The 25,321-nt window shown below is 27.6% G+C and carries 26 protein-coding genes; 18 read left to right on the forward strand and 8 right to left on the reverse strand.

Translation table 11 applies throughout. From position 1 onward, the window contains the following. The first annotated feature begins 102 nt into the window (after positions 1–102). The 12 genes from GBG18_RS07790 to GBG18_RS07845 all read left to right on the forward strand — a co-directional run bounded on the left by GBG18_RS07790 (position 103) and on the right by GBG18_RS07845 (position 13,924). Positions 103–492 (forward strand): tautomerase family protein, encoded by a 390-nt coding sequence (locus tag GBG18_RS07790; RefSeq protein WP_152189946.1) that lies wholly within the window; start codon positions 103–105, stop codon positions 490–492. A gap of 139 nt (positions 493–631) precedes the next feature. Continuing rightward, the gene (locus GBG18_RS07795; RefSeq protein ID WP_152189948.1) at positions 632–1,543 is read left to right on the forward strand and encodes an abortive infection family protein; all 912 of its coding nucleotides are present in this window, start codon (positions 632–634) and stop codon (positions 1,541–1,543) included. An 83-nt stretch (positions 1,544–1,626) separates the two neighbouring features. Next, entirely contained in the window at positions 1,627–2,337 is a 711-nt protein-coding gene (locus tag GBG18_RS07800) for a S1 family serine peptidase (RefSeq protein ID WP_152189950.1), read from the forward strand. Positions 2,338–2,446: 109 nt separating this feature from the next. Then, on the forward strand, positions 2,447–5,014 hold the full coding sequence (locus GBG18_RS07805) for a DEAD/DEAH box helicase (RefSeq protein ID WP_152189952.1): 2,568 nt from the start codon (positions 2,447–2,449) through the stop codon (positions 5,012–5,014). A gap of 224 nt (positions 5,015–5,238) precedes the next feature. Further along, on the forward strand, positions 5,239–7,776 hold the full coding sequence (locus GBG18_RS07810) for a DNA cytosine methyltransferase (protein ID WP_152189953.1): 2,538 nt from the start codon (positions 5,239–5,241) through the stop codon (positions 7,774–7,776). Next, positions 7,777–8,964, forward strand: coding sequence for a hypothetical protein (locus tag GBG18_RS07815; protein WP_152189955.1), 1,188 nt, complete (start codon positions 7,777–7,779; stop codon positions 8,962–8,964). A 152-nt stretch (positions 8,965–9,116) separates the two neighbouring features. After that, complete coding sequence (locus tag GBG18_RS07820) at positions 9,117–9,935, forward strand: alpha/beta fold hydrolase (RefSeq protein ID WP_046225087.1); 819 nt, start codon at positions 9,117–9,119, stop codon at positions 9,933–9,935. Positions 9,936–10,049: 114 nt separating this feature from the next. Then, complete coding sequence (locus tag GBG18_RS07825; RefSeq protein ID WP_152189957.1) at positions 10,050–10,499, forward strand: anti-phage protein Upx-like protein; 450 nt, start codon at positions 10,050–10,052, stop codon at positions 10,497–10,499. Positions 10,500–10,520: 21 nt separating this feature from the next. Continuing rightward, positions 10,521–11,036, forward strand: coding sequence for a C40 family peptidase (locus GBG18_RS07830; RefSeq protein ID WP_152189958.1), 516 nt, complete (start codon positions 10,521–10,523; stop codon positions 11,034–11,036). 23 nt (positions 11,037–11,059) lie between these two features. Then, positions 11,060–11,674: a cupin domain-containing protein gene (locus GBG18_RS07835; RefSeq protein ID WP_152189960.1), complete on the forward strand. Its 615-nt coding sequence runs from the start codon at positions 11,060–11,062 to the stop codon at positions 11,672–11,674. Positions 11,675–11,751: 77 nt separating this feature from the next. Continuing rightward, positions 11,752–12,912, forward strand: coding sequence for an alpha/beta hydrolase (locus tag GBG18_RS07840; protein WP_152189962.1), 1,161 nt, complete (start codon positions 11,752–11,754; stop codon positions 12,910–12,912). 121 nt (positions 12,913–13,033) lie between these two features. Further along, a complete protein-coding gene (locus tag GBG18_RS07845; protein WP_152189964.1) occupies positions 13,034–13,924 on the forward strand; it encodes a dienelactone hydrolase family protein in 891 nt (296 codons plus the stop codon). 60 nt (positions 13,925–13,984) lie between these two features. Here the strand turns inward: GBG18_RS07845 and GBG18_RS07850 are convergent, their stop codons facing one another. Beyond that, positions 13,985–14,332 carry a hypothetical protein gene (locus tag GBG18_RS07850; RefSeq protein WP_152189965.1) on the reverse strand — a complete coding sequence of 116 codons (348 nt, stop codon included), beginning with the start codon at positions 14,330–14,332 and terminating at the stop codon, positions 13,985–13,987. A 125-nt stretch (positions 14,333–14,457) separates the two neighbouring features. Between GBG18_RS07850 and GBG18_RS07855 the strand changes: the two genes are divergently transcribed. Together GBG18_RS07855 and GBG18_RS07860 are read left to right on the forward strand one after the other, a co-directional pair. Further along, positions 14,458–15,060, forward strand: a complete 603-nt coding sequence (locus GBG18_RS07855) for a pseudouridine synthase (protein ID WP_152189967.1) — start codon at positions 14,458–14,460, stop codon at positions 15,058–15,060. Next, positions 15,057–16,304 (forward strand): lysozyme inhibitor LprI family protein, encoded by a 1,248-nt coding sequence (locus GBG18_RS07860; protein WP_152189969.1) that lies wholly within the window; start codon positions 15,057–15,059, stop codon positions 16,302–16,304. The genes GBG18_RS07855 and GBG18_RS07860 overlap by 4 nt, the downstream gene beginning before the upstream one ends. Position 16,305: 1 nt before the next feature. Here the strand turns inward: GBG18_RS07860 and GBG18_RS07865 are convergent, their stop codons facing one another. From GBG18_RS07865 to GBG18_RS07880, 4 genes are read right to left on the reverse strand one after another with little or no spacing between them, the layout of a single operon-like run. Next, positions 16,306–16,701 carry a hypothetical protein gene (locus tag GBG18_RS07865; protein WP_152189971.1) on the reverse strand — a complete coding sequence of 132 codons (396 nt, stop codon included), beginning with the start codon at positions 16,699–16,701 and terminating at the stop codon, positions 16,306–16,308. A 22-nt stretch (positions 16,702–16,723) separates the two neighbouring features. Continuing rightward, entirely contained in the window at positions 16,724–17,527 is an 804-nt protein-coding gene (locus GBG18_RS07870; protein WP_193311096.1) for a DnaJ domain-containing protein, read from the reverse strand. Positions 17,528–17,587: 60 nt separating this feature from the next. Beyond that, on the reverse strand, positions 17,588–17,854 hold the full coding sequence (locus tag GBG18_RS07875; RefSeq protein WP_152189974.1) for a hypothetical protein: 267 nt from the start codon (positions 17,852–17,854) through the stop codon (positions 17,588–17,590). Between the two features lie 58 nt (positions 17,855–17,912). Further along, entirely contained in the window at positions 17,913–18,329 is a 417-nt protein-coding gene (locus GBG18_RS07880; protein ID WP_193311097.1) for a MarR family winged helix-turn-helix transcriptional regulator, read from the reverse strand. 192 nt (positions 18,330–18,521) lie between these two features. Between GBG18_RS07880 and GBG18_RS07885 the strand changes: the two genes are divergently transcribed. Beyond that, positions 18,522–18,872, forward strand: a complete 351-nt coding sequence (locus GBG18_RS07885) for a rhodanese-like domain-containing protein (protein ID WP_152189977.1) — start codon at positions 18,522–18,524, stop codon at positions 18,870–18,872. On the opposite strand, the gene GBG18_RS07890 is transcribed toward GBG18_RS07885, so the two are convergent. Both GBG18_RS07890 and GBG18_RS07895 read right to left on the reverse strand, forming a co-directional pair. Next, positions 18,869–20,041 carry a class I SAM-dependent methyltransferase gene (locus GBG18_RS07890; RefSeq protein ID WP_152189979.1) on the reverse strand — a complete coding sequence of 391 codons (1,173 nt, stop codon included), beginning with the start codon at positions 20,039–20,041 and terminating at the stop codon, positions 18,869–18,871. The two genes, GBG18_RS07885 and GBG18_RS07890, sit on opposite strands and share 4 nt — an antisense overlap. Before the next feature lie 86 nt (positions 20,042–20,127). Next, complete coding sequence (locus tag GBG18_RS07895) at positions 20,128–20,874, reverse strand: metallophosphoesterase family protein (protein ID WP_152189981.1); 747 nt, start codon at positions 20,872–20,874, stop codon at positions 20,128–20,130. 91 nt (positions 20,875–20,965) lie between these two features. Between GBG18_RS07895 and GBG18_RS07900 the strand changes: the two genes are divergently transcribed. Continuing rightward, positions 20,966–22,798 (forward strand): SLC13 family permease, encoded by a 1,833-nt coding sequence (locus GBG18_RS07900; RefSeq protein ID WP_152189983.1) that lies wholly within the window; start codon positions 20,966–20,968, stop codon positions 22,796–22,798. Positions 22,799–22,812: 14 nt separating this feature from the next. Here GBG18_RS07900 and pdxR read toward each other — a convergent pair whose 3' ends face one another. Further along, complete coding sequence (gene pdxR / locus GBG18_RS07905) at positions 22,813–24,207, reverse strand: MocR-like pyridoxine biosynthesis transcription factor PdxR (protein ID WP_152189984.1); 1,395 nt, start codon at positions 24,205–24,207, stop codon at positions 22,813–22,815. Between the two features lie 90 nt (positions 24,208–24,297). Here pdxR and GBG18_RS07910 point away from each other — a divergent pair, with 90 nt between their 5' ends. Both GBG18_RS07910 and GBG18_RS07915 read left to right on the forward strand, forming a co-directional pair. Further along, positions 24,298–24,882, forward strand: coding sequence for a DJ-1/PfpI family protein (locus GBG18_RS07910; RefSeq protein WP_152189986.1), 585 nt, complete (start codon positions 24,298–24,300; stop codon positions 24,880–24,882). Position 24,883: 1 nt separating this feature from the next. After that, a partial coding sequence (locus GBG18_RS07915) for a pyridoxamine 5'-phosphate oxidase family protein (protein WP_152189988.1) occupies positions 24,884–25,321 on the forward strand: 438 nt, incomplete at its 3' end.

Below are 25,321 nucleotides of genomic sequence, written 5' to 3' on the forward strand. Positions count from 1 at the left end.
ATTAAAGGAACACTTTTTATGTCTTTTAATAATGTATTTAAATATTAATTGGGATATAATGTTCCTTGAATAAATAGTTATACTCAAAAAGGAACATACTCTATGTCGCAAGTAAAAATTTATGGATTAAAAGAGAACCTTGATAATATTAAACTAAAATTATCAGAAACAATACATTCAACAATAGTTGAAGTATTATCATTTCCAAAAGATAAAAAATATCATAGATTTATATCATTAGAAAAAGATGATATGATATTTCCAGATGATAAAAGTCATCAATATATTATTATAGAAATAATGATGATGGAAGGTAGAGAAACTGAAACAAAAAAGAATTTGATAAAATCTTTATTTGAAAATATAAATAAATATTTAGATATATCAGTAAATGATATAGAAATTTGTATTATTGAAAGCAAAGCTTCAAATTGGGGATTTAGAGGTATGACAGGGGATGAAATACAATTGAACTATAAAGTAGGAGTATAACAAAACCTAGAAAGGAACAAGTGACCCACGAAATTTTTAAGTCTCTACTAGCTAAAATGTAGTGGTTATAAAAGAAATCATCAAACTGTCTGAGGGTCATTGTCCCTTAAGTCGGTCGTTAGCTTAAAAAAGGATATTGATGCTTGGTGTTTTTAATATATTTTCAAAAAGACAAAAAAAATTAGATAACGATACTGTTGATGTATATGAATATGAAAGTATTCCATCCAATTTAAAAGTTCAAGCAATTCACATTTTTAGAGAAGTAATTGATACAGAACATTATAGTAAAGATAATATTTACTTAGAGATTCATAAAATATTATGTAAAGAATATGGTGTCTTTACATTAAAAGAATATGCACAAAATAATGAAGAAGCAATATTTGATTTTTTATTAAACACTAAGGATTATCAAAAAGCACTAGATATAATTGAATTATTTTACAGATACTTTTATCTTGTATTAAAAGAAAAGTATAAAGACCATGTTACTTATAGTAAAATGATTGATGATGCGATCATTGAACTTAATGAAAGGTTTAAAGAAAATGCTATCGGATATTCATTTGAATCAGGTGAAGCAATTAAAGTAGACTCTAAATTTATTCATTCAGAAGTTGTAAAACCAACTTTAAAAATATTAAATAATTCTTTATACAAAGGGGCTAATGAAGAGTTTTTAAAAGCTCATGAACACTATCGACATAAAAGATATAAAGAGTGTTTAAATGAATGCCTTAAATCATTTGAAAGTACAATGAAAACAATTTGTGATAAGCATAATTGGACATATAATCAAAATGACACATCAAAAAAATTAATAAAAATATGTTTTGATAATAATTTGATTCCGACATATTTACAAACACAATTTTCATCACTCCAACAATTATTTGAAAGTGGAGTTCCAACAATACGAAATAAAAATTCTGGACATGGTCAAGGGGTTCAACCAATTCAAGTTACGGCTGAAATTACAAGTTATATGTTGCATTTAACTGCAACTAATTTATTGTTTTTAGTAGAACATGAGCAACAGCTAACATAAAAAGCTAACAAATCATTGGAGAGAAATATTTGAACCTGCGGCTCAAATATTTCTCAACTCAAACGTTAGATAAAAGGAAAGTTATGACAATTAAAGATCTTGGTATTTACACTAGACCAGTATTATTTGATACAAAATCTTGTGACTACCCTTATGGACTATTAGGAAGTTGTTTTGGAATAGAATATGAAAATGAATATCTAATAATTACTGCACAACATGTTCTGGACAACTTTGAAAATAAGAATATTTTAGTACCTTATATATTAGGTAGTGATACCTTCTTACCAATAAATATCATACATGAGTTAAGCTATTCTAGTGAAATAGATGATACTGATAAATTTGACCTTGCAATTATACATATAGAGAAAAAGAAGCTAAATAAAGATTTTATAAAAACAAGTTTTTATAAAATAGATAACAGTCTATTGGAAGCAACATCATATACAGAATTTATTATTTATGGGTTTCCCTCAAAAATAAATGGAATAGACTATGAAGAGAAAAAGGTAAATGCTCAAAGAATGATAATTGAAGCTATTAATATAACTAAAAGTCCATATACATATTGTTATAGTTTAGAAACAGCAGAAGATACAAAAGAATATTTAAATGGATTAAGTGGTTCACCAGTCTTTGGATTAAAAAAAGTTAATAGTCAAATTAACTATTGTTTTGTAGGAATGATGATTAGAGAAAAGTATTTTATTTCTGCTAGATGGATATATCATGTAATAAAAACATCTAACAAATCATTGGAAGAAGAACGAGTGACCCCTGCGAGTATTTAAGCCTAATTAGCTTTAATATAGTGGTTATAAAAAAAATCAGCAAACATATTGAGGGGTCATCGTTCTTCAATTTAGACGTTAGGTTACAAAAGAAATAATAAGGAAGCACATGGCATTTAAAAAGAATCGTGTTAGCCAAGTTACAATAGAAACACCAGAAGCTTTACTTCATGACTTAAGAAGCAAAAAAATCAAAGCCCCATTCTCTCATCAAGCAGACATGTGGAGAAGATACTTAGAAAAAGCTTTAGACAAATCTGATGTAGCCTTGCAATTACCTACAGGTAGTGGAAAAACTCTTGTAGGTTTAATATTAGCTGAATGGCGACGACAAAAGTTTAAAGAGAAAGTTATATATGTTTGCCCTACAAATCAATTAGTACATCAAGTAGCAGAACAAGCAGAAAATCAATATGGATTAAAAGTTGCAAAATTTGTTGGTAGAATTAGAGATTATCCTATCTCAATAAAATCAGATTATGAAAGTGCTGATAAAATAGCTATTACATCGTATAGTGCCTTGTTTAATACTAATCCATACTTTAAAGATGCTGATATTATTATATTGGATGATGCACATTCTTCAGAAAATTATATTAGCACATTGTGGTCATTAGAAATCAACAAGAATGCTGAGTATTCAAAAACTTTATTTATAGCATTTGCAAATTTGATTAAAGACTATATTCCAAAAATAGATTACGACAGAATGGTTGGTGAAAATAACTACGAAGAATGGAACGATAAATTACCTATAACTGTTTTTAGTAAACTAGTAGATGATATTTCTTCATTATTAGATACATATTGTGTTCAGAATGAAATGCAATATCCTTGGCAAACAATAAAAAATAATTTGATAGCTTGTCAATGTTATATTAGTACAAATCAAATTTTAATAAGACCAATTATTCCTCCAACAAAATCACATGAACCTTTTTCAAATGCTAAACAAAGAATTTATATGTCCGCAACACTTGGTAATGGTGGTGATTTAGAAAGATTAACAGGAATGAGTAATATATTTAGACTACCTATCCCTGATGGTTGGGATAAACAAGGTATTGGAAGAAGATTCTTCCTATTTCCAGAGAGGTCACTAGATAGCGATGATGTCGAATTGTTTTTGGAAGACACTATTAAATCTTCAGGAAGGTCTGTTGTTTTAACTAAAGATTTTACTTCATCAGAAATATTTAAAAAATTTATAGATGAAAAAATCAAATATGAAACTTTTGATGCTAGTGACATTGAAGAGTCTAAAGAAACATTTTTATCAAAAGAACATGCAGTAGCAATTATTGCAAATAGATATGATGGTATCGACTTTGCTGAAGATGAAGCAAGAACATTAATAATTTCTGATTTACCTACATCAACAAATTTACAAGAGAAATTTTTAGTAAACCGTATGGCTGCAAATGAGTTATTAAACGAAAGAATATTAACTAGAGTTGTTCAAGCTATGGGAAGATGTACTCGTTCACCTACTGATTATTCATCGGTAATTGTATTAGGGGAAAAACTTGTATCTTACTTACTTCCAGATAGGAAAAGAAAGTTGTTACATCCTGAATTACAAGCTGAGCTTGAATTTGGTATCGACCAATCAAAAGATATGACTTTACAAGATTTTATTGAAAATATTAATGATTTTTCTGGACAAACAGATGATTGGTTTGAAGCCGATAAAGAAATTATTTCATTGAGAGATGAATTGAATAAAGAAGAACCCGCATATATAAAAAATTTACAAAACAGTGTAAAGTATGAGATAGAATATCAATATAAAATGTGGCAAACAGATTATAGTGGTGCTACTGATGAGGCACGAAATGCACTAAAAGAATTAACTGACACTAATCTAAAAGGATACAGAGCACTTTGGAACTATTTAGCAGGAGCGTCTGCTCTATTAGCCGATAATGCAGATTTAGCATCAGAATTTTTTACAAATGCTATGAAAGCTGCTCCATCCTTGAAGTGGATGGTTACATTAGCTAAAAGTTCAGGAATAAAATCAGAAGATGTTATTGATGAAAGTGATTTAAACTCTGTTGTAGAAAAATTTGAAAAAGAAATCAAAAAATTTGGTTTAACGAGTAATAGAAAATATGATAAAGAAGAACAGTTTATTCTTGAAGGAATTATGAACGAAGATGCTAAAAAATTTGAAGAAGCACAAAAGAGACTAGGAGCACTAATTGGATTTGAAGCAGGCAATATAGAAGATGATGCTTCTCCCGATCCTTGGTGGATATTAAGTGATAACTTATGTATAGTATTTGAAGATCATTCAGAAGGAACTGCAGAATACTTTAGTGCCACTAAAGCAAGACAAGCCACAACACATGATAATTGGATTAAAGAGAATCTGTCTGTTTCTAAAGACATAGAGATTATAAAAGTTTTAATAACTGCTGTTAAAAAGGCACATAAAGGAGCATTCCCTCATTTAAAAGATGTATATCTATGGACGTTAGATGATTTTAGGTCATGGACAACAACTATTCTAAGTGTATTAAGAACAAGACGAAATGAATTTTCCAATGAAGGTGATTTATTTTGGAGAGTAGATACAAAAGATAGCTACATTAGTAATAAATTAAGTCCTAAAATGTTAGTCGAAACAATTAAAAAAATATCAGCATATGATTATTTTAAAAGTAATGAATAAGTTAAAAACCTAACAAGACCTAGCAGTGAACGCATAGCGTCACTGAAGTCAACCGTTATCTGAAAAAAGTAAATACTTCTAAAATATCAAATTATAAAAATAATAGTTAACTTTAGATAAAATAGATATTCAATATATAATTTATAAATAACATTGCAAAATGACATACTTTTAAAGAAACTTAAAATTTATTGCTATACTTTTTCAAAAGATGGGGAAGTATAATGAAAACACCAAGTTTATTTGATTTTATAAATAAATCACAAGGAAAAGATATAAAAGCTTTAACATATATTTCACTTTTCAGTAGTGCGGGAATTGGTTGTTATGGATTTAAACAACAAGGCTTTAAGTGTATAGCCACTAATGAATATTTAGAAAAAAGAATTAAAATACAACAATACAATAATAAGTGTGAATTTGATAGTGGTTATATTCAAGGTGATTTATCAACTCAAGAAATTCAAGATAGAATTTATAAAGAGTTAGATAACAATAATATAAAAGATTTAGATATTTTAATTGCAACCCCACCTTGTCAAGGTATGTCTGTTGCAAATCATAAAAAAAATAATGAAACAAAAAGAAATTCATTAGTTGTAGAATCAATTAAGATAGTTTCAAAAATAAAACCAAAATTTTTTGTATTTGAAAATGTAAGAGCATTTTTAAATACAATTTGTACAGATACTGATAATATTGATAAGCCAATCGAAGAATCTATAGAGTTAAATCTTGGTGGAAACTATAATATACTCTCAAAAGTAGTTAACTTTAAAGAGTACGGTTCGCAATCAAGTAGAACAAGAACGCTTGTAATTGGTACTAGAAAGGACCTAGTTAATATAAGCCCTTATCAACTATTTCCAAAACAACAAAAAGCTAAAAAACTAAAATCATTAATTGGTGATTTACCATCATTAAAAATAATGGGTGAAATATCTGATAATGATATTTATCATTCTTATAGAAATTTTGATACTAAAATGTTGTCTTGGATAGAAAATATAAAAGAGGGACAATCAGCTTTTGATAATATAGAACCAACAAGAATACCTCATAAAATAATTGATGGTGAAATTGTTTTTAATAAGAATAAAAATGGTGATAAGTATTCAAGATGGTACTGGGATAGAGAAGCTCCTTGTATTCATACAAGAAATGATATTTTAGCTAGTCAAAGTACTATACATCCCTCAGACAATAGAGTATTTAGTATTAGAGAATTAATGAGGATGATGACAATATCATCTGAATTCAAATGGTCAAATATAGATTTTAACACACTTAATAATTTATCACATGAAGAAAAAAAGAAATATTTAAAACAAGATGAATTAAATATAAGACATTGCATTGGTGAAGCAGTTCCAACTATAATTTTTGAACAAATAGCTCAAAATGTAAAAAAAGTTTTAAAACATAAAGTCTTATCAATTAATGAATGTGAAAAAATTATTCAAGAATATACTTTACAAGATATAAATAATTTACAAAATTTTATTATTAACAATAATCATAAATATGATTTGAATACGCTTTATAATATTGCTGAACTTTCAAATATAAAAAGAACTGAGACAAAAGCATATTTTACTAGGGAAGATATTGTACACAATGTAATAAATAAACTTCCTACATTTAAAAATAAAAAAAGTATAAGAATACTTGAACCATCAGTTGGTATAGGAAATTTTTTACCTTTATTATTTAAAAAATATGATAATATTCAAAATGTTATTTTAGATATTATTGATATTGACAATAATTCATTAGATACATTAAAAATACTATTAACTAAGACTAAAATACCAAAAAACTTTACTATTAATTTTATTAATACAGATTTTTTACTATGGGAAAATAAATATCAATATGATTTAGTAGTTGGTAATCCCCCTTATGGAAAAGTAATAAATAATAAATTTTTACTAGATAAATATAAATTAGATTGTGATAATAAAAATACAAATAATTTATTTTCATTTTTTATCGAGAAGTCTATAAAAATATCCAAATATGTATCCTTAATAGTTCCAAAAAGCTTGATTAATTCTCCAGAATTCAATCAAACAAGAGAAATATTAGAAAAGAAAAATTTACACTCAATTACTGATTATGGTGAAAAAGCTTTTAAAGGTGTAAAAATTGAAACAATAAGCTTTTTATTAGATACTTACAAAATAGAAAAATTTGAAAAGATAAAAATTGAAAGTTATATAACAAATACTATCTTTTACCAAAATAAAGACTACATATTCTCAAAAGATTTTCCATATTGGTTAATTTATAGAAATAATTTTTTTGATACTATTGTAAATAAAATGGAACTTGATATTTTTGAAAGTTTTAGAGATAGACAAATTACAAAAAAACATACTTTAAATAGTGGGAATATAAGAGTTTTAAAATCAAGAAATATTGCTAACAATAGTATTAAAAATATAGACAATTATGATTGTTTTATTGATGAAATAGATAGCTTTGTTGTATCAAAGTATTTAAATCAAAATAATATTGTACTTATCCCAAACTTAACATATAATCCAAGAGCAACATTTTTACCTAAAGATACAATAACAGATGGTTCAGTTGCACTTTTAAAAGCAAAAAACAATATAAATATTACTAGCAATCATTTAGAATATTATAGTAGTAGTGAATTTATTGAATATTATAAGATTGCAAGAAATAGAGGAACTAGATCTTTAAATATTGATAATAATTCTGTTCAATTTTTTGGATTATTAAAGGAAGCATAAATGGTAGATACAATAAACAATTATTTTAATAATTATAATTTTGATATTAAAGTTACAAAAAATGCAAGATTTATGGATCAAAAAGTTACACCAGATGTAATGTGTATGATTGCTGATTGTGTATTAAATTTTATAGAAACTAAAAATGATGAAAATATTAAATTTAGTTCAACAGATATTTGGAAACATGAGTATTCAAATACAAATATAAAAGAGATATTTGGTAAAACTGATGTATCAAATAAAAAAGCAAAAAATGAATATGATAAATTTTTTCAACAACCCCTAAAAGCATTAGCATATGCAAAAATACTTAAAGAAGAAAAGCAAGGCAATAAAATATATTTCACCGTTTTGAACTTAGAAATTTTAGAATATATTGCAATAAAAGAGCGAAATACACTAAATTTTTTAGACATATATTTGAAAAAAGTTTTAGAAGATAGCCATATTTGGCATTTATTTGAAAATTTTTTTATAAATAATACAAAAGATAATTTTACTAGCCTTAAAAGTGAATATGAGAAATTTATTATATTACATACTCCAATTAATGGAGAAATCGAAGTAAGAAGAATTTTTACAAAAATTCTAAATCCTCTTTCTTTTAAAAGACAAAAGCATGGAACAAGTGGAGGATTTTTTTCTAAAGATATAATATCAAATGATGTATTAATGTATAATAGAAAAAACTGGAGAGATATCACTAAAAATAAATCAGAAACTAGAGAAGAATATGAAATTAGAGCTAAACTAGAAGTACAACAAACTAAAGATGCTTATGTTAAATATACTATCAATAAAGCTACTAATATAGTTAGGAAATTACATTCACCAACAAGTGAAGTAAAAGATGAGTTAGCAATAGGTGAAGCTACACAAGTACATCATATTTTCATGAAATCAGAATATCCACAAATTGAATCATATATAGAAAACCTAATTTTATTAACAGCTACTCAACATAATACTAAAGCTCATCCAAGTAATAATACAAGAAACATACATAAAGATTATCAATTATTATGTTTGTTGGCAAAAAGTGATTCTATTGAAAAATATTATAATACTTATTCAAAAGAAGATTTTCTTTTTGTCTTAAAAATAGGATTAAATAAAGAATTTTCTAATAAGATTGAGTTTGGAGAATTGAAAGAAAAGCTTGTTGACTTGTACAATGTTGCTTAATTAAACAGATAACAAATCGTAGAAATCGAACAAGGCTATAGAGTGAAAATACCAAGTTTTTATCTTATAAACTAAGTTAAATGATAAAGCAGTTTTTTACTGAGTTATATCGCCTTGTCGCTTAACTCAACCGTTATATTCAGGGAGATACAATGGACATTTGGAGTTTACCTTATACTTTTGAGTATGAGGGTCGAAAGGTGAAATATGGGATTGAAGGAAAAGGAGAGCCTCTTGTTTTAGTTCATGGTACGCCTTGGTCATCATTCAACCTTAGGCACTTGATTCAAGCACTTTCGAGCCACTATACAGTCTACTACTTTGATTTACTTGGTTATGGTGAATCAGATAAAAGTGATGCGGATGTATCTTTAAAAATACAAAATCAGCTATTAGACTCATTAATAGGTCATTGGCAGCTTGAGTTACCTTATATTGTGGGGCATGACTTCGGCGGTACGACAGTACTGAGAAATTACTTGCTGAATCAACGAAAGTACAAAAAGATAGTTGTAATTGATCCAGTTGCGTTATCTCCTTGGGGCTCTCCATTTTTTAAACATATTGAAAAGCATGAAGAAGCCTTTGCAGGAGTGCCTGATTTCATCCATTCAGCAATCGTTGAAGCATACATAAAAACAGCGTCATATCAACCATTATCTCAGGAAACAATTGACGGTATTCTCCGCCCTTGGTCTGGAGATGAAGGTAAGAAAGCTTTTTATAGGCAAATAGCTCAAGCTGATTCAAAGTATACGGATGAATTTCAAGATAAATTCTCTAGCTTTGATGTACCCACATTAATTCTTTGGGGTGAAGAAGATCAATGGATCCCTGTTGAGCAAGCTCACGTACTTCATAGTAAAATTAAAGGCTCTAAGTTAGTTACAGTGCCTGAATCTGGACATTTGGTTATCGAAGAAAAACCAGAAGCATTGGTTAAAGAGATCCGAGAGTTCTTCGAAAGTTGAATATAACAAAGCATTTAAGAGTGATTCCTTACGCTTGGCAGTTTCGCTTCGCTCAAGTGTAGCCAAGCGTGCGTCACACCTTAATGCGGCGTTATATGAAGGTAAAGTCATACTATGAAACAAGAAAATGATGGCCTATGGATTAAAGAAATAGAATTGGAATTAAAAGATTATTCTCCCATAGAGATGGCATCTGTTTTTTCTGGAATGCTATTAGATCCAAAATATCAAAAATGTACATACAGGCTTGAATATGCGATTAAATTGTGTTTGTCTCATTGCAGTGGAATAAATACTCCAAACAAAGAAATCATTAATAAGATTAATAAATCACTTGAAAAAAATTCTATTACCCTTCAGGAAGATCCAGTTGAAGATATTAATACTTCATCATTATTACTAGACGGTAAGCGATATAAATTTTTATTAGGATTATGGGAAGGATGTATACCTCAAACTCAACTTTTCTTAAATATGTTAAATGTTTTACCAAAAACAGTTGCTTGTATGAACCTATATAAAAATATTAAGGGGTTGATGGAAAATCCGGGGACAGTATACTAAATATAAAAAGGAAACAAAGCTATGAAAATATTAAAACTTTTTATTTTGTTATTAGTAACTACATCTACTTTATATATGTATTTATCTGCACAATCTTCAATTGCTATTAAAGAGACAAAAGAAGCTAATTCTCCTATTATTACTAATTCTTCTGATACTTTAATATCCCTAGCCAAATCAAAACTTGGAAGCCCATATGTCTATGCTAAAACAGGTCCTGATAGTTTTGATTGTTCTGGGTTTGTATATTATGTCTTTAATGAAAATAATATGAGTCTACCCAGAACATCTATTAACCAATCGAAAATTGGTCCCAAGATTACAAGAGCTGAAATCAAAAAAGGTGATTTAGTCTTTTTTGATACAAGTTTAAAAGGTCATGTAAATCATAGTGGTATATATTTAGGTGAGGGTAAGTTTATTCATGCAAGTTCTGGTAAAGCTAATGGTGTTACTATTTCAGATATAGATGGATGGTATAAAGATAAATTTAAATGGGGTATTAAAAATACTTATTTAATTAACTCTAAACTATAATAAAGAAAAAAAAGTGAATAAAAATGAATAGTGACTATGAAAAAAGAGCTTTAATAGATACTAATACTATCAAATGGCAAGAAACAGAAAATAAAAATGTATTAAAAAAAATATTATCAATAAAAGATAAAGAGGAAACTTCATTTATCAAATTAAATGAAAATTCGTCATTAAATCAAACAAAGAAAATAAACAGTGTTGAGATTTTTGTATTAGAGGGTACTTATATTAATCAATATGGAGAATATCCAAAAGGAACTTATCTAAGACTGCCGCAAGAAGATGAGTCATTAGTAAAATCAGATAAAGGTTTTGTAATCTTTAGAAAAACTAATTTCTTTACTGATAAAGCACAAGTAATAATCGATACTAATAGCTCTCCTTGGCTTCCTGGTCAAGGTAATCTTGAAGTTCAACCCTTACATGAACAAACGGCATTAGTAAAATGGCCAAAAGGTGAAAAGTTTATTCCACACAAACATTGGGGTGGAGAAGAAGTATTAGTTCTTAATGGAGTGTTTATAGATGAATATGGAGAATATCCAAAAGGATCGTGGATAAGAAGCCCTCACTTAAGTGAACACTTTCCTTATGTTAATGAAGAAACTGTAATTTTTGTAAAAACAGGTCATATCTAAAATACAATTCACTAAAAATGTTGCTAATTCTCAAAGTGTTTTTGCTAAAATAAATTATTAATTAAAAAGGTTAATACTTGACTAAACTTCTTTTACTATTAATATTAATCTTTAATTTTAGCTTTGCCTTAGACAAAAACCCTTTATATATCACTTCCAAATCACTTCCTAAATTTAATCAAGAAAATTTTTCAAAATATGTTAATGAAAATAAAAAATGGTTAGAAAATAATCGTATTTTTTTGACAAAAAATCAGGAGTTAGAACTTTTTTTAAATTCACCATATGAAAGAAAACCTATTAATCAAAAAGCTTCAAAAGGAATTTTACTTGTTCACGGACTTAGTGATTCTCCTGCTTATTTTCATGATTTAACGCAAGAGTTAGTTTCCCAAGGCTTTTTAGTAAGAACTATTTTATTGACAGGTCACGGTAGCAAACCTGCTGATTTAATAAATGTAGAGTTTAAACAATGGGAAAATCTTGTAAAGCATCATATAAAACTATTAGAAAAAGAAGTTGAAAATTTATGGCTTGGTGGATTTTCAACAGGAGCTAATCTTGTAACTTCTTATGCTTTACAAAATGAAGAAGATATTTCAGGTTTATTACTTTTTTCTCCTGGCTTTGCATCAAATCAAAGTACTTTATTACCATTTTCAAAAATTGGCTCTTTTTTTAAAACGTGGTTATTTCAAAATGATAATAGTAAGAATATCTTGCGATATGAATCTTTATCAATGAATGCTTCAAATTTATATTACCAATCATTAAAAAAAGTCGAAGAAGGTTTTGACAATAAGAATTTTTCAAAACCAGTATTTATAACTATTAGTGAAGATGATAGTGTTATAGAAGCAAAAGAAATAGTATCAATTTTTACAAGTAAATTTAAAAATTCAAAAAGTCACTTACTTTGGTTTGGAAAAGAAAACAATTTTAAAGATAAAAGAATTATTCACTTACCTAGTTATCTTCCTAATCAAAATATTGCTAACTTCTCTCATTTGAGTGTTTTATTTAAAAAAGATCATTTCTTTTACGGAATAAATAATGAATTTAAAATGTTTAGAAATGGACAAGATAAAATTTACAATAGTAGTAAAGATGAACTTTGGTATTCAGCTTGGGGATTAAAAGAAGAGGGTAAGTATTTTGCTAGACTTACTTGGAATCCATATTTTGAAAAAACTATAGAGCATATGACAGAGGTGATAAATTCCAATAAAAATAAATAAACAAATATTTTTGATATACTAGTATTGTTAAAAAAGTAATAGTGAGATATTATATTTCACTTATAAATTGTTATTACTCTACAGTATAAAATTAGAAATTATTTAAAAATAAGGATCAAATATGAATACTTTAAAAACAGATAATATACCTCAAGAAGCATTTGATTGGTATGATGAATATGCACACGGTATAATAGATAGACGTACTTTTATGAAAAAGCTTGGAGGATTAACAGCTCTTGGGTTTACTATGGCTACATTAACTTCTGCTTTATTACCAAACTATCTTTTAGCAGAGCAAGTATCTTTTAATGATGAAGGTATAAAAGCAACATATGAAGAGTTTGATTCACCTGAAGGTCATGGTAAAGGAAAGGGTTATTTAGTAGTTCCAAAAAATTTGGATGGTAAAGCTCCTGTAGTATTAGTAGTACATGAAAATCGTGGTTTAAACCCTTATATCAAAGATGTTGCAAGACGACTTGCTAAAGCTGGCTTTATTGCTTTTGCTCCTGATGCTTTATATCCTTTAGGTGGATATCCAGGGAACGATGATGAAGGTCGCGCTATGCAAAAGACTATGGATAGAGCAAAAATTCAAAATGATTTTGTAGCTGCTGCCAACTTTTTAAAATCGCACTCAAATAGTAATGGTAACTTAGGTGCAGTTGGTTTTTGTTTTGGTGGGTATATTGTAAATTATTTAGCTGCAGTTGATTCAAATCTTCTTAGTGCTGGTGTTCCATTTTATGGTACGCCTGCAAGTGCAAACTTACGCAAAAATATCAAAGCGCCTTTAATGATTCAACTAGGTGAACTAGATAAACGTGTTAATGCCACATGGCTTGAATATGAGCAGGACTTAAAAGCTAATAATGTTGAATACACAATGCATATGTATAAAAATGCTAATCATGGTTTTCATAATGACTCTACAGGACGATATGATAAAGAAAAGGCAGAACTTGCATGGAAGCGTACTATTGAGTTTTTTAATAAAAAATTAACTTAATATTCTTTCTCCGAGTTGAATAAAAGGGACAGAAAATTTTAAATTACTGTTCCTCTTTATTTATTGTTTACAGTAAGGACACTCATAATCTGTATTTTCAGGTTTTTCTGGGTGGCTTTTATTCACTATTTTATTTTTATCAAAAGCATGATAGTTTTTGCACTCTTTTACAAAAGCACTTTTAGGACTTGATGCATAGAAAAATTTAAATCTTTCATATCTATCAATATACTTTTTTATTTCGTGATTTAAATCCGTGTCACTTCGACCAAAATATTCTACTACAAATAATCCACTTTTAGTTTCATATCCTAAAGCAAAGTTTCCAGCTGATATTTTTGTGATTTCATAATCTACACTCTTTTGTGTTAAAACATAAGAACTCTTCATTCCAATAGATCTCTTCATATATTTTCCTTATGTTGATTTTTATAAATCTTAGGACAGTATACTAAACTAATTATAATTTAAAATAAAAGGAATATAATTCAACAACAAAAGTTCATACTCCATACATTCTAAGGAAATGTCTAATGCCAAACACAAATGAAAAGCACCATCACTTCAAGATATTTAAGCCTTATGGTTTTTTAAGTCAGTTTGTACAAGAAGCTAAAAGAAAGAAAAAGTTATTAGGTGATTTAGCTAATTTTCCTAATAAGACGATGGCGATTGGTAGATTAGATCATGATTCTGAGGGCTTATTATTACTTACAACTGATGGTATGAAAAGCTTTCAAGTACGAGATAAAGGTATAGAAAAAGAGTACTACGTGCAAGTGGATGGCGAGATTACTGAAGATGCAGTTCTTAAGCTACAAAATGGTGTTGATATTACTGTTAATTCAACTTCTTATCTAACTCTACCTTGTAAAGCATTTAGCCTTAATGGTGAGCCAAATTTACCATTACGTGGTCGAAATATACGAGATGCAAGACATGGACCAACAAGTTGGATTTCTATTACACTTTGTGAAGGAAAAAAACGTCAGATAAGAAAAATGACAGCAGCTGTTGGATTTCCTACTTTAAGACTTGTAAGAGTTCGTATTGGAGATATTCATTTAGATAGTATGATTCCAGGGGAGGTAGTTTCTCTCCCTGATTTTAATATAGAAAAAGGAGAATTAATATGAAAAAGTTAATAGTTTTACTTAGTTTGTTATTTACTATTGCTAGTGGTGCAAGTTTTACAGAAGATTTAAATACAGCTAATGATTTATATAAACAAAAGAAGCAAAAAGAAGCAAAAGAGTATTATATAAAAGCTTCAAAAAATAATAGTGCACAAGCACATTTTAAATTAGCTTATCAATATGTTGTTGATAAAGAAACTGCAATTTATCATTACTCAAAAGCAGCTAAACTTGGTCATTCAAAAGCTTTATTTTATACCTTAGAAGAACTATTTTTTAGAGCAAATGATTTACTTTTATCTGATCCTAAAAAAGCACTTGAAGTTTATAATATTGCTAAAAATAATAATAGTGAAATCACTTTTTATGATGAAAAGGATTCTATAAGAATATTAAAAATGGCAGCAGAAGTTCCTTTATTTAGAGCAGAAGAGTTTATAAAACAATATCAATTAGAAAAAGATGAAGACTTTAAAAATGATGGCTATTATATATGGAAGCTAGCTGAAAAAGCTTCACGAGGAGAAATATTTAAAAATTCAAATCCAGAACTTGTTTTACAATTAATTATCAAAGGTGCTTTTGTTCCTGCTGAAGTTAAAAGTGCTGTATCTGATTATTATGATATTTGGAAAAATAATAAAGAATTAGTAGAGTTTGATATTTGTAATTATGTTACAAGTACTTATGGTATGAGTTTATGTGCAAAACGACAAGAAGAAGCAGAGAATAATAAGATTGAAAAAGAGTTATCTTTACTTTTAAAAGATATAAATTTAAATAATAGTGATCTTTTATATAGTGCATATAAAAATACATCTAAATACCTAGATACAAAAGTATGGTATGAAGAAGGACATGATGGTTCAGGTTATGCTCAATGGGCTACAAGTTCTTTACTAAATCAAAAGAATGAATATATAAAGTTTATAAGAAAAATTGCAAATGGCTTTGTTCCTATAGTAAAAGCTAGTCTAAGTGAAAATGACAAAATATTAAATAAACGATATAAAAAAATCAAAGAAAGATTAAAAAAGACTCCTGTTCGTGGTATGCGTATGTCTATTATGGAAAAAGATTTTATAAAAGTTCAAAGATCGTGGATTGATTATCGGGATATAAATGTAGAATTATATACTTCTATTTCAAAACAAAAAGATAAAAAGTTTTGGGAAAATTATATTACAAGCCAAAGAATCAAAGATTATAACTTATTAGAAGATACTATTAATATTTTCAATTAAATTAAAGAATCTCATCTAGATTAGCAAAAGCACCTTCAACACTTGGAATACTTTTATAACGTGTATTTGTTAATCTTACTTTTTTTGTTTTAAGGTCACATATTGCAATTCTAAAACTAGCACCCATAACAGGTTCTACAACACAAACAATTTTATCTTTAATCTGTCTTGTTGTATAAACAGTTCCTTGTAAAGATGAAAAGAAATACTTAGGATAACTCAATGGTGTTATTTCTACTATATCTATAGCTTCTTGATTTTCAAGAGTTTGTACTATATCTTGTGCATCTTCATAATCTTCAAATTGAATACACCAATCATCAAAATATTTATTAAAATGTTCTAAATCTTCATCTAGAAAACCACCTGCTAGGGATTGTAACGCAAATATTGACACAAAAACTACCTTTTAATAAATTTTATTTTTTTTCATCTTTTATAACTTGATATGCTTGATTTATTTCTTGAGTTTTAGCAGTTGCTTCTTCCATATAACTTTCACCCTTATCTTGTGAACTTATAATATCTGGATGGTATTGTCTGATAAGTTTTCGATATGTTTTTTTGATAGTATTCATATCGTCACTTTCTTTAACTCCTAAAATTTCATAAGCTTCTTTAGGAGTCATAGTTTGTTGTTTATTTTTCATTCTATTTTCAAAGTTATTTATAATAGTGTCATATTGAGCATCACTTATATTTAACTCTTTTGTAATCTCTCGTAATACTTTTTCTTCATCAGAACTAATACCATTATCTACAAATGCAAGTTGGATTAAAAAAGTTACAAATTGCTTACGTTTAAGTATGCTACGACCAAGTAGTTTATTTAAAGCTTGAGCTATCTCTTTTGTATCACCATCTTTTTCTTTTTCTTCATTGAAAATCTCTTTCATGATAGCTCTTGTTTTCTCTTTTTCATCAAAAACTTTTGCAATATCATCAAACATCATACCAATAAGTTGTGCTTCTAACTCTTGCACTCTTCCATCAGCTTTAGCAACTTTTGCAACAAGTGCAATAAAAAGTCCTAATTCACTTTCTTGAAATAGTTCTTTTGAAGCTGATAATTTATTTAGCTTTCTTCTAGTGTTAAACTTGTATAGCCTAAATGCTACATATAAAGTAGCTATAATTGAAAGTGTTATAACAAAATTCACTACAAATGTGTAATAAAGTATTGTTAGTAGTATTGCTATAAATATCCATTTTTTTAAATTCATAATTTCACCCATTTATTTATATAGGTGAAATTATATCTATTTAATCTTATATAGAGGAAATTAATAGTGATTTAAAGACTTTGTATCCTCTCCATTATATGAAACGATTTTATCAAGTCTAATTCTTTTTCCTTCTTTAACATCCATAAACTCAGAACCATCAATATTTAAGAACTTTAAAATTTTTGATTTGATACTTACTTTGTCATTACTATTATTAAAATATACTAATTCACACTCTTCTTTTCTTTTATATAATCTATCAAACTCTTTAAATAGTTCATTTGAAACTCTTACGTATTTATCTATACTTTTATAATATGTCATTTATTATCCTTTATTTTATTAAATTAGTTGTATATGCAACCTTAAAATTAAAAAAATATTATAGTTCTAATTTGTCAACAATTTTGAAAAACATTTCAACTTCATGGGCTGTTAGCTTTTTATTTAGGGATTCTCTAAAAGAGGTAACTTCATCAATTGTATCTTCTAAAATTGATTCTCCTGATTTTGTTAGTTCAACTTTATTATGTCTTTTGTCCTCTATTGTTTCAGATTTTTTTATTAATCCTTTTTTTTCTAAAGAGTTTAAAGAACGACTAATTGTTGTTTTATCTTTTCCTAAAAGTTTAGCAATTCTGACTTGATTTACATTTGGTTCGAACTTAATAATTTCTAATGTTGCTCTTTGTTCTATAGCTATATTATATGGATTTAACTTCTTATTTAATGTTTTATTAACACGATTTGCCCCTCGTATAAATCTATAAGCAATAGAATTTTTTAAAGCATGATTCATCAATTTCCTTTTGTTGCATATGCAATTATTGCATATGCAACCTTTTAGACAACTTATATAAATTAAAGAATGTAAGTCAAATTTCATTAGAATACGAAGAATATAAAAGGATTTAAATAGTGGTAATCTTGTATATTCAAAAGAGTACAACTTCATAGTTCATAAAGATGAATTATAATAAAGGAAAATTTTATGAACGAAAATATAATTTATGCGATAATCGCATTTGCAGCTTTTATAGCTTATAAAAAATATAATACATATAAGGTATTAAAACTTGTACCATCACTACTTAAAGATGGTGGACAAATTGTTGATGTTAGAAGTACAGATGAATTTGCTGTAGCTAATAAAAAAGGAAGTGTTAATATTCCGCTAATTTCACTAAAAGAAAGAACTAAAGAGTTAGATAATACTAAACCTATAATTCTTTGTTGTGCCTCAGGAAGTAGAAGTGGCTTAGCAAAACGTATTTTAAAGGCAAAGGGTTTTGAAAATGTTCACAATGCAGGAACATGGAGAGCTCTTACAAAGTTTGACTAATTTAGTTTATTAGTCAGACTTTTTCCAAAAGCTTCTTCAATATATGGAGTTATTTGCCACTCATTTTTAAACTCTTTATACTCTTTAAGTACTTTATTAATATTAGTATTTTCTTCAAAGAATGCTCTTATCATTATATTTTTAGGTGTATGTTCCATATCAATAAATTCTAAGACTTGAGTTCTATAACCCATGATTTCTAAAACATTTGCTCTTACACTATCTGTTAGTAATGATGCTAATTTTTCTTTTATAATTCCAAATTTCATCATAGGAATCATTTTCTCATTTTTAATTTTCTTTAAAAACTCATGTTGACAACAAGGAACTGCAAGAATTACTTTTGCTCCCCAATTAACTGCTTTTGCTAAAGCTTCATCTGTTGCTGTATTACAAGCATGTAATGAGATAACCATATCTACATCACCAAATTGATTAAAACCTTTAATATCACCTTGCTCAAATCTTAAATCATCGTAATTTAATTTTTTTGCTAAGTTTGAACAGAATTTAATTACATTTTCTTTTAAATCTAAACCAACAATTTCTACGTTATATCCCATTTTTAATACAAGATAATCATAAAGTGCAAAAGTTAAGTATGCTTTTCCACATCCAAAATCAATAATTTTAATAGTTTTATCTTTATCTAAATAAGGAATACAATCAGATACAAGTTCTAAATAACGATTTATTTGTTTAAATTTATCATATTTTGAATTTACGATTTTACCTTGCTCTGTCATAATTCCAAGTTCTATTAAAAATGCTGATTTTTCACCTTCATTTAGAATATATTTTTTCTTTCTATTATGTGATGCTTCTTCAAACTTTTTTGTAGGTGCTTTTTTATTTATTTTTACCTCACCTTTTTTACTAATTAAAATATGATAATCTGAATCTTTAGTATTAATAAGTGCTTGTTTAAAATATGTTTCAAGTAATGTTGACATTTCAGCTTTTGTTTCATCATTGTCTAGATTTTTATGCTCTACATTTTTATCATAAAAGTATTCAAATTGATGCTTTATTTCATTTTGAATTGTTACTTTTTTTATAGTAACTTTATTGAAAGTTTTTTCACTTTTATTTCTTATTCCACTAAAAACTGCATAAATTATACTTTCTTGCTTGATTATTTCTTCTATTAATTCACTTATATTTTGCATAATGTTTAAAATTCCTAATATGAGATTACTTTTTTTGTATGATATCTAAACACAGTTCATTTACTTATTAAATAATTATCTATTTATTAGTTCAAAACTTTTCCTGTTCTTAAACTATATGCCCAATCGGGTCTATTGTTTTCTTCTGCTTTTAAAGCTGCTTTTTCATAATCATAAGCAACACGTACAGGCTCAACTGAATAAGTATTGTCTTCAACAGTTAATATAACATAAGAAGCATCAGGTGTATTATTTTCTATGATATGAGAAGGTGGAGTATCACTTTTAAAAGCTTGTAGTCCAACTGAACCTGGATTTATCACAATTTGTCCTGAGCTTAAACTGACACATCGAGGAAGACAAGAGTTTCCACACATTACAAAAGTTGATGTTATATCATCTATTATTTCTAATATTTTTTTATCATCTCTTAGTATTGCTTTTCCACTTGTAATATCTTCTAACATATAAGCAGTATCATCTAAATATGTTCCATGAATCATATAATAATCTGCTCCAATTAGTTTTTCAAATGGTAAGTCTTGAATCCAATATAAAACATCATCACCTAGATTGTTATATGTATATCTTAAGGTATCATTCTCTTCTAATTGTGCTAGGCTTGATTCTAAAATCTTTCTATCTTCATCTCCTAAAAGGTTGATAAATTGATTTTGTCTTAGTAAGTCATAGGTAGCTTTAGGTTCAATTGGTCCATAAAAAGAATCACCAAGATTTAACATTACATCTATTTGTTTAGTTTTAATATCAGATAGAACTGCCTCAAGAGCATAAACATTGGATTTAATATCAGATAAAATAGCTATTTTCATTTCTTTCCTTGAATATATATTTAAAAGCAATTATAACAAATATATCTATATTTGATATAATCAAAGTAATAAATAAAAAAGGTATTATTTTATGCAATTAGTTACATCTGTAAATAGTCATTCAATAGCTGTAATGCTTTTGACTGTTTTAGCACTTTTCCTTTTTACTAGAGAAAAAATTCCATTAGAAACTTCAAGTCTTTTTATTATTGTAGCCCTTACTGTTGGTTTTACAATCTTTCCTTATGAGTATGAAAATAAAGAGCTTCATTCAATAGATTTCTTTTCAGGTTTTGGACATGAAGCTTTGATTGCTGTTTGTGCTTTGATGATTGCAGGACAAGGCTTGGTACGAACTGGTGCATTAGAACCAGTTGGAAGAGTTCTCTCAAAACTTTGGGCATCAAGTCCAAAGTTATCACTTCTTCTTACTTTAATAGTGGGTGCTACTTTAAGTGCCTTTGTTAATAATGTTCCAATTGTAATATTACTATTGCCAATTTTAACAGCAGTTTCTATAAAAACAAAAACATCTGCTTCAAAAGTTTTAATGCCAATGGGTTTTGCAACACTAATAGGTGGAATGAGTACAACAATTGGTACATCAACAAACTTACTTGTTGTCTCAGTTGCTGTTGATATGGGAATGAGAGATTTTGGTATGTTTGATTTTATTTTTCCTGTATTAATAGCAGGTTCTTTTGCAATTGTATATTTATGGTTAGTAGTGCCATATTTTATAAAAGAAAGACGTGCACCATTAATGGATACTTCTCCTAGAGTGTTTACTGCAAAACTAATGATTACAGAAGAATCAGCTTCAAAAGACCAAGCTTTAAATGAACTAATTTTAAAAACAGATGGCATGATGAAAGTCTTAAGAATACATAGAAATAGTAATGATATGTATGTTTTACCAAACTCTAAGACAATTATAAAAGCTGAGGATATGCTAGTAGTTGAAGATACTCCTGAAAATTTAAAAAGTTATGAAAAAATTCTTGATGCAGTTTTATATTCAAGTTTAGGTGCTGTTGATGAGGAACACCCTTTATTAGAAGAAGAACAGCAAATTGCTGAGGTAATAATATCACAAGGTTCAAAACTAAATAATACAACACTTTCACAAAGTAGATTTTTACAAAGACATAACTTAATTGCATTAGCCCTGCATCGTTCTGGTAAAAAAACAGAAACAGTTCTTAAAGATATTGCAGAAATAAGTCTAAAAATTGGAGATGTTTTACTAATTCAAGGAAAAAATGAACATATTTTAGAGTTAAAGCAAAGCAGGGAACTTTTAGTTTTAGATGCAACTTCTGATTTAACACATACAAAACAAGCTCCAATTGCTTTTTTTATTATGTTTGGAATAGTTGCAGTTGCTGCTTTAGGAATACTACCAATTGCAATTAGTGCAACACTTGGAGTGTTTTTAATGTTTTTAACTTCTTGTATAAATTGGAAAGATGCTTCTAATGCTTTAAATACACAAGTTATATTAATAGTAGTGGCTTCCTTAGCTCTTGGAGGAGCACTTTTAAAAACAGGAGCAGCTTCTTATATAGCTCATCTTTTTGTTCTTTCCATGGATGGAATGTCTACTACTTTTATGTTAAGTGGATTAATGCTTTTAATGGCAATTATGACAAATGTTGTATCAAATAACGCAGCAGCAGTAATTGGAACACCAATTGCTATAGGAATTGCACAACAATTAAACTTAGATCCCGAACCTTTTGTATTAGCTGTACTTTTTGGAGCAAATATGAGTTATGCAACTCCAATGGCATATAAAACAAACTTACTAGTTATGACAGCTGGTGGATATACATTTGGAGATTTCTTAAAAGTTGGAATTCCTTTGACTTTTATTATGTGGATTACTTTTTCATGGCTATTACCATTGTTATATAATATTTAAAAGAAAGAGAAAAGTTAAGAGAGTTTTTCTTTCTTTTCCTTCAAGCATTTAAACCAAATCTTTGAAAAAATATTTATTGCATCTTCTAGTTCTTCTTCTTTTATTCCTCCAAATCCCATCATGACTGCTTGATATTTTCCTCCACATCTAGGTTTCGCAAAATATACTTTTATCTTTTCTTTTATTGCTAAAGTTTCTAACTTTTCATAATCAAAATCTGTTTTTGGCTGTATTAAAATAGCTAATCCCCCACCTTGACTTACTATATTCATACTATTGTTTAATTTGGATTCTAGAAGAGATTTTAAAAGATTGTGTTTCTTTTTATTTAGAGTTAATATTTTTCGTAAATGCTTATCCCAATACCCTTCTTTCATAAAACTATGCAGTGTTTTTTGAGTAAGAAGTGATACTCCTGAATCATAATAAGAATACATTTCTTGATAAATTTTAAGTATGTTTGTTGGTAAAACCATATAGCTAACTCTTAAAGCAGGGGAGAGTGCTTTTGAGAAAGTTCCTACATATACAACTCTATTATTTGTATCAAGACCTTGAAGTGAAGGAATAGGTCTGTTTACGTAGTTTAATTCACTTGCATAATCATCTTCAATTATAATGCCATCTTTTTTATTTGCCCAATCCAATAGTTTTAATCTATTTGAAATAGGTATTGCTACTCCTGTTGGGTATTGATGAGAGGGCGTGATATAAACTAGTTTAGCTTTACTTTCTTCTAGTTTTTTTATATCTATACCATTATTATTTATATCAATTTTCTCTATTTTATATTTATGATTTTCATAAACTTTTCTAGCTACATGATATCCTGGTTCTTCAATAGCTAGGGTGTCATGCTCTTTATTTAAAATTAAAGCTAATAAACTAATAGAACTAATAAATCCATTTCCAATTATTATTTGATTTGCACTGCATTTTACTGCACGTGAGGTATTTAGATATTTTGCAATCTGGATTCTTAAGTCAACTTCTCCTTGCTTATTTGGATATTCACCTAAATCTAAAGAGCTATTAGTAACTTTAGAAGAAAGACGTTTCCATATTTTTATAGGAAAATTTTCTTTTTGAAGTCTCGCAGGAAAAAAATCATATAAAAATTCTTCTGTTTTTTTATTCTTCTGTATTTCTATATATGTATTATTAAAATTTGTAAAATTATTTTCAATTACAACATAACCACTTTTTGGAATACTATCTATATACCCTTCTGCTACAAGTTGAGAATATGCAGATTCAACTGTGTTTTTACTAAGATTATACATTGTCATCATTTTTCTAATTGATGGAAGTCTTTCATCTATTTTATAGTTATCAATAATATCTTGTTTTATAGCTTCAAAAAGTTGTATACGAAGTGCTATTTTAGTATTTTGTTCTATATGATACATAACTGTCCTTGTATTATTTTTATAAATTGGCACTTGTTACAATGTCAGATATTTGATATATTACTAAAAAAAGATTAAAAGGAAAGATTAATGAATATTGGAATTTATATTTATGATGATGCAGAAGTTTTAGATTTTTCTGGACCTTTTGAAGTTTTTTCTGTGGCTGCAAGATTTTTAAATGATGATGAAAAATTTAATACTTTTTTAATAAGTGAAGAAAAAACTACAATAACAGCTAGAGGTGGGTTTAAAGTAAATACTCATTTTACTTTTGCTAATCATCCTTTTTTAGATGTTTTAGTTGTAGTTGGTGGAGTTCATACTAAAGAAGTAAGAAAGCCAAATGTAATAAATTGGATTAAAGAACAATCAAAAAGTGTAAAACTAATATCTTCAGTTTGTACTGGAGCTTTTCTTTTAGCTCAAGCTAAAGTTATTACAACTCAAACAGTTACAACACATTGGGAAGATATCAAAGATTTAAAGATAGATTATCCAACTTTAGATGTTGTAGATAATGTAAGATGGGTTGATGAAGGAGATATTGTTACATCAGCAGGAATCTCAGCTGGAATTGATATGAGCTTACATTTAGTTTCAAAACTTATAAGTTATGAATTAGCAAAGAAAACAGCGAAACAAATGCAATTTGATTGGAGTGAGAATAGTTAATATGAGAAAAATTTATGAAATAAAAGATGAAAGTTTAATAGAAAATATTTTAGAAGATGCAGAATATGGAACCTTAGCAATTTGTAGTGATAGTAAACCATATTCTCTTCCTTTAAACTTTGTAGCAATAAATAAAGAAATCTTTTTTCATGGAGGAAAAAAAGGCAAAAAAATAAATATTATAAAAAATAATAACAGTGCTAGTTTCTCTGTTGTAGAATCATATTCTTTACTTCCATCATATTTTAGTACAGATACAGGAAATGCATCACCTGCAACACATATGTTTAAATCAGTGATAATAGATGGAGAAATAGAGTTTGTTGAAGATTATGAGCAAAAATCAAATGGCTTAGCTTTCTTAATGCAAAAGTATCAAAAAGAGGGTGGATACAAATCTTTAAATGATGCAATATATAAAAAAATTATAAATGCAACT

Origin of the sequence: Poseidonibacter ostreae, assembly GCF_009208075.1 — a bacterium.
In the GTDB taxonomy this organism is placed as follows: domain Bacteria; phylum Campylobacterota; class Campylobacteria; order Campylobacterales; family Arcobacteraceae; genus Poseidonibacter; species Poseidonibacter ostreae.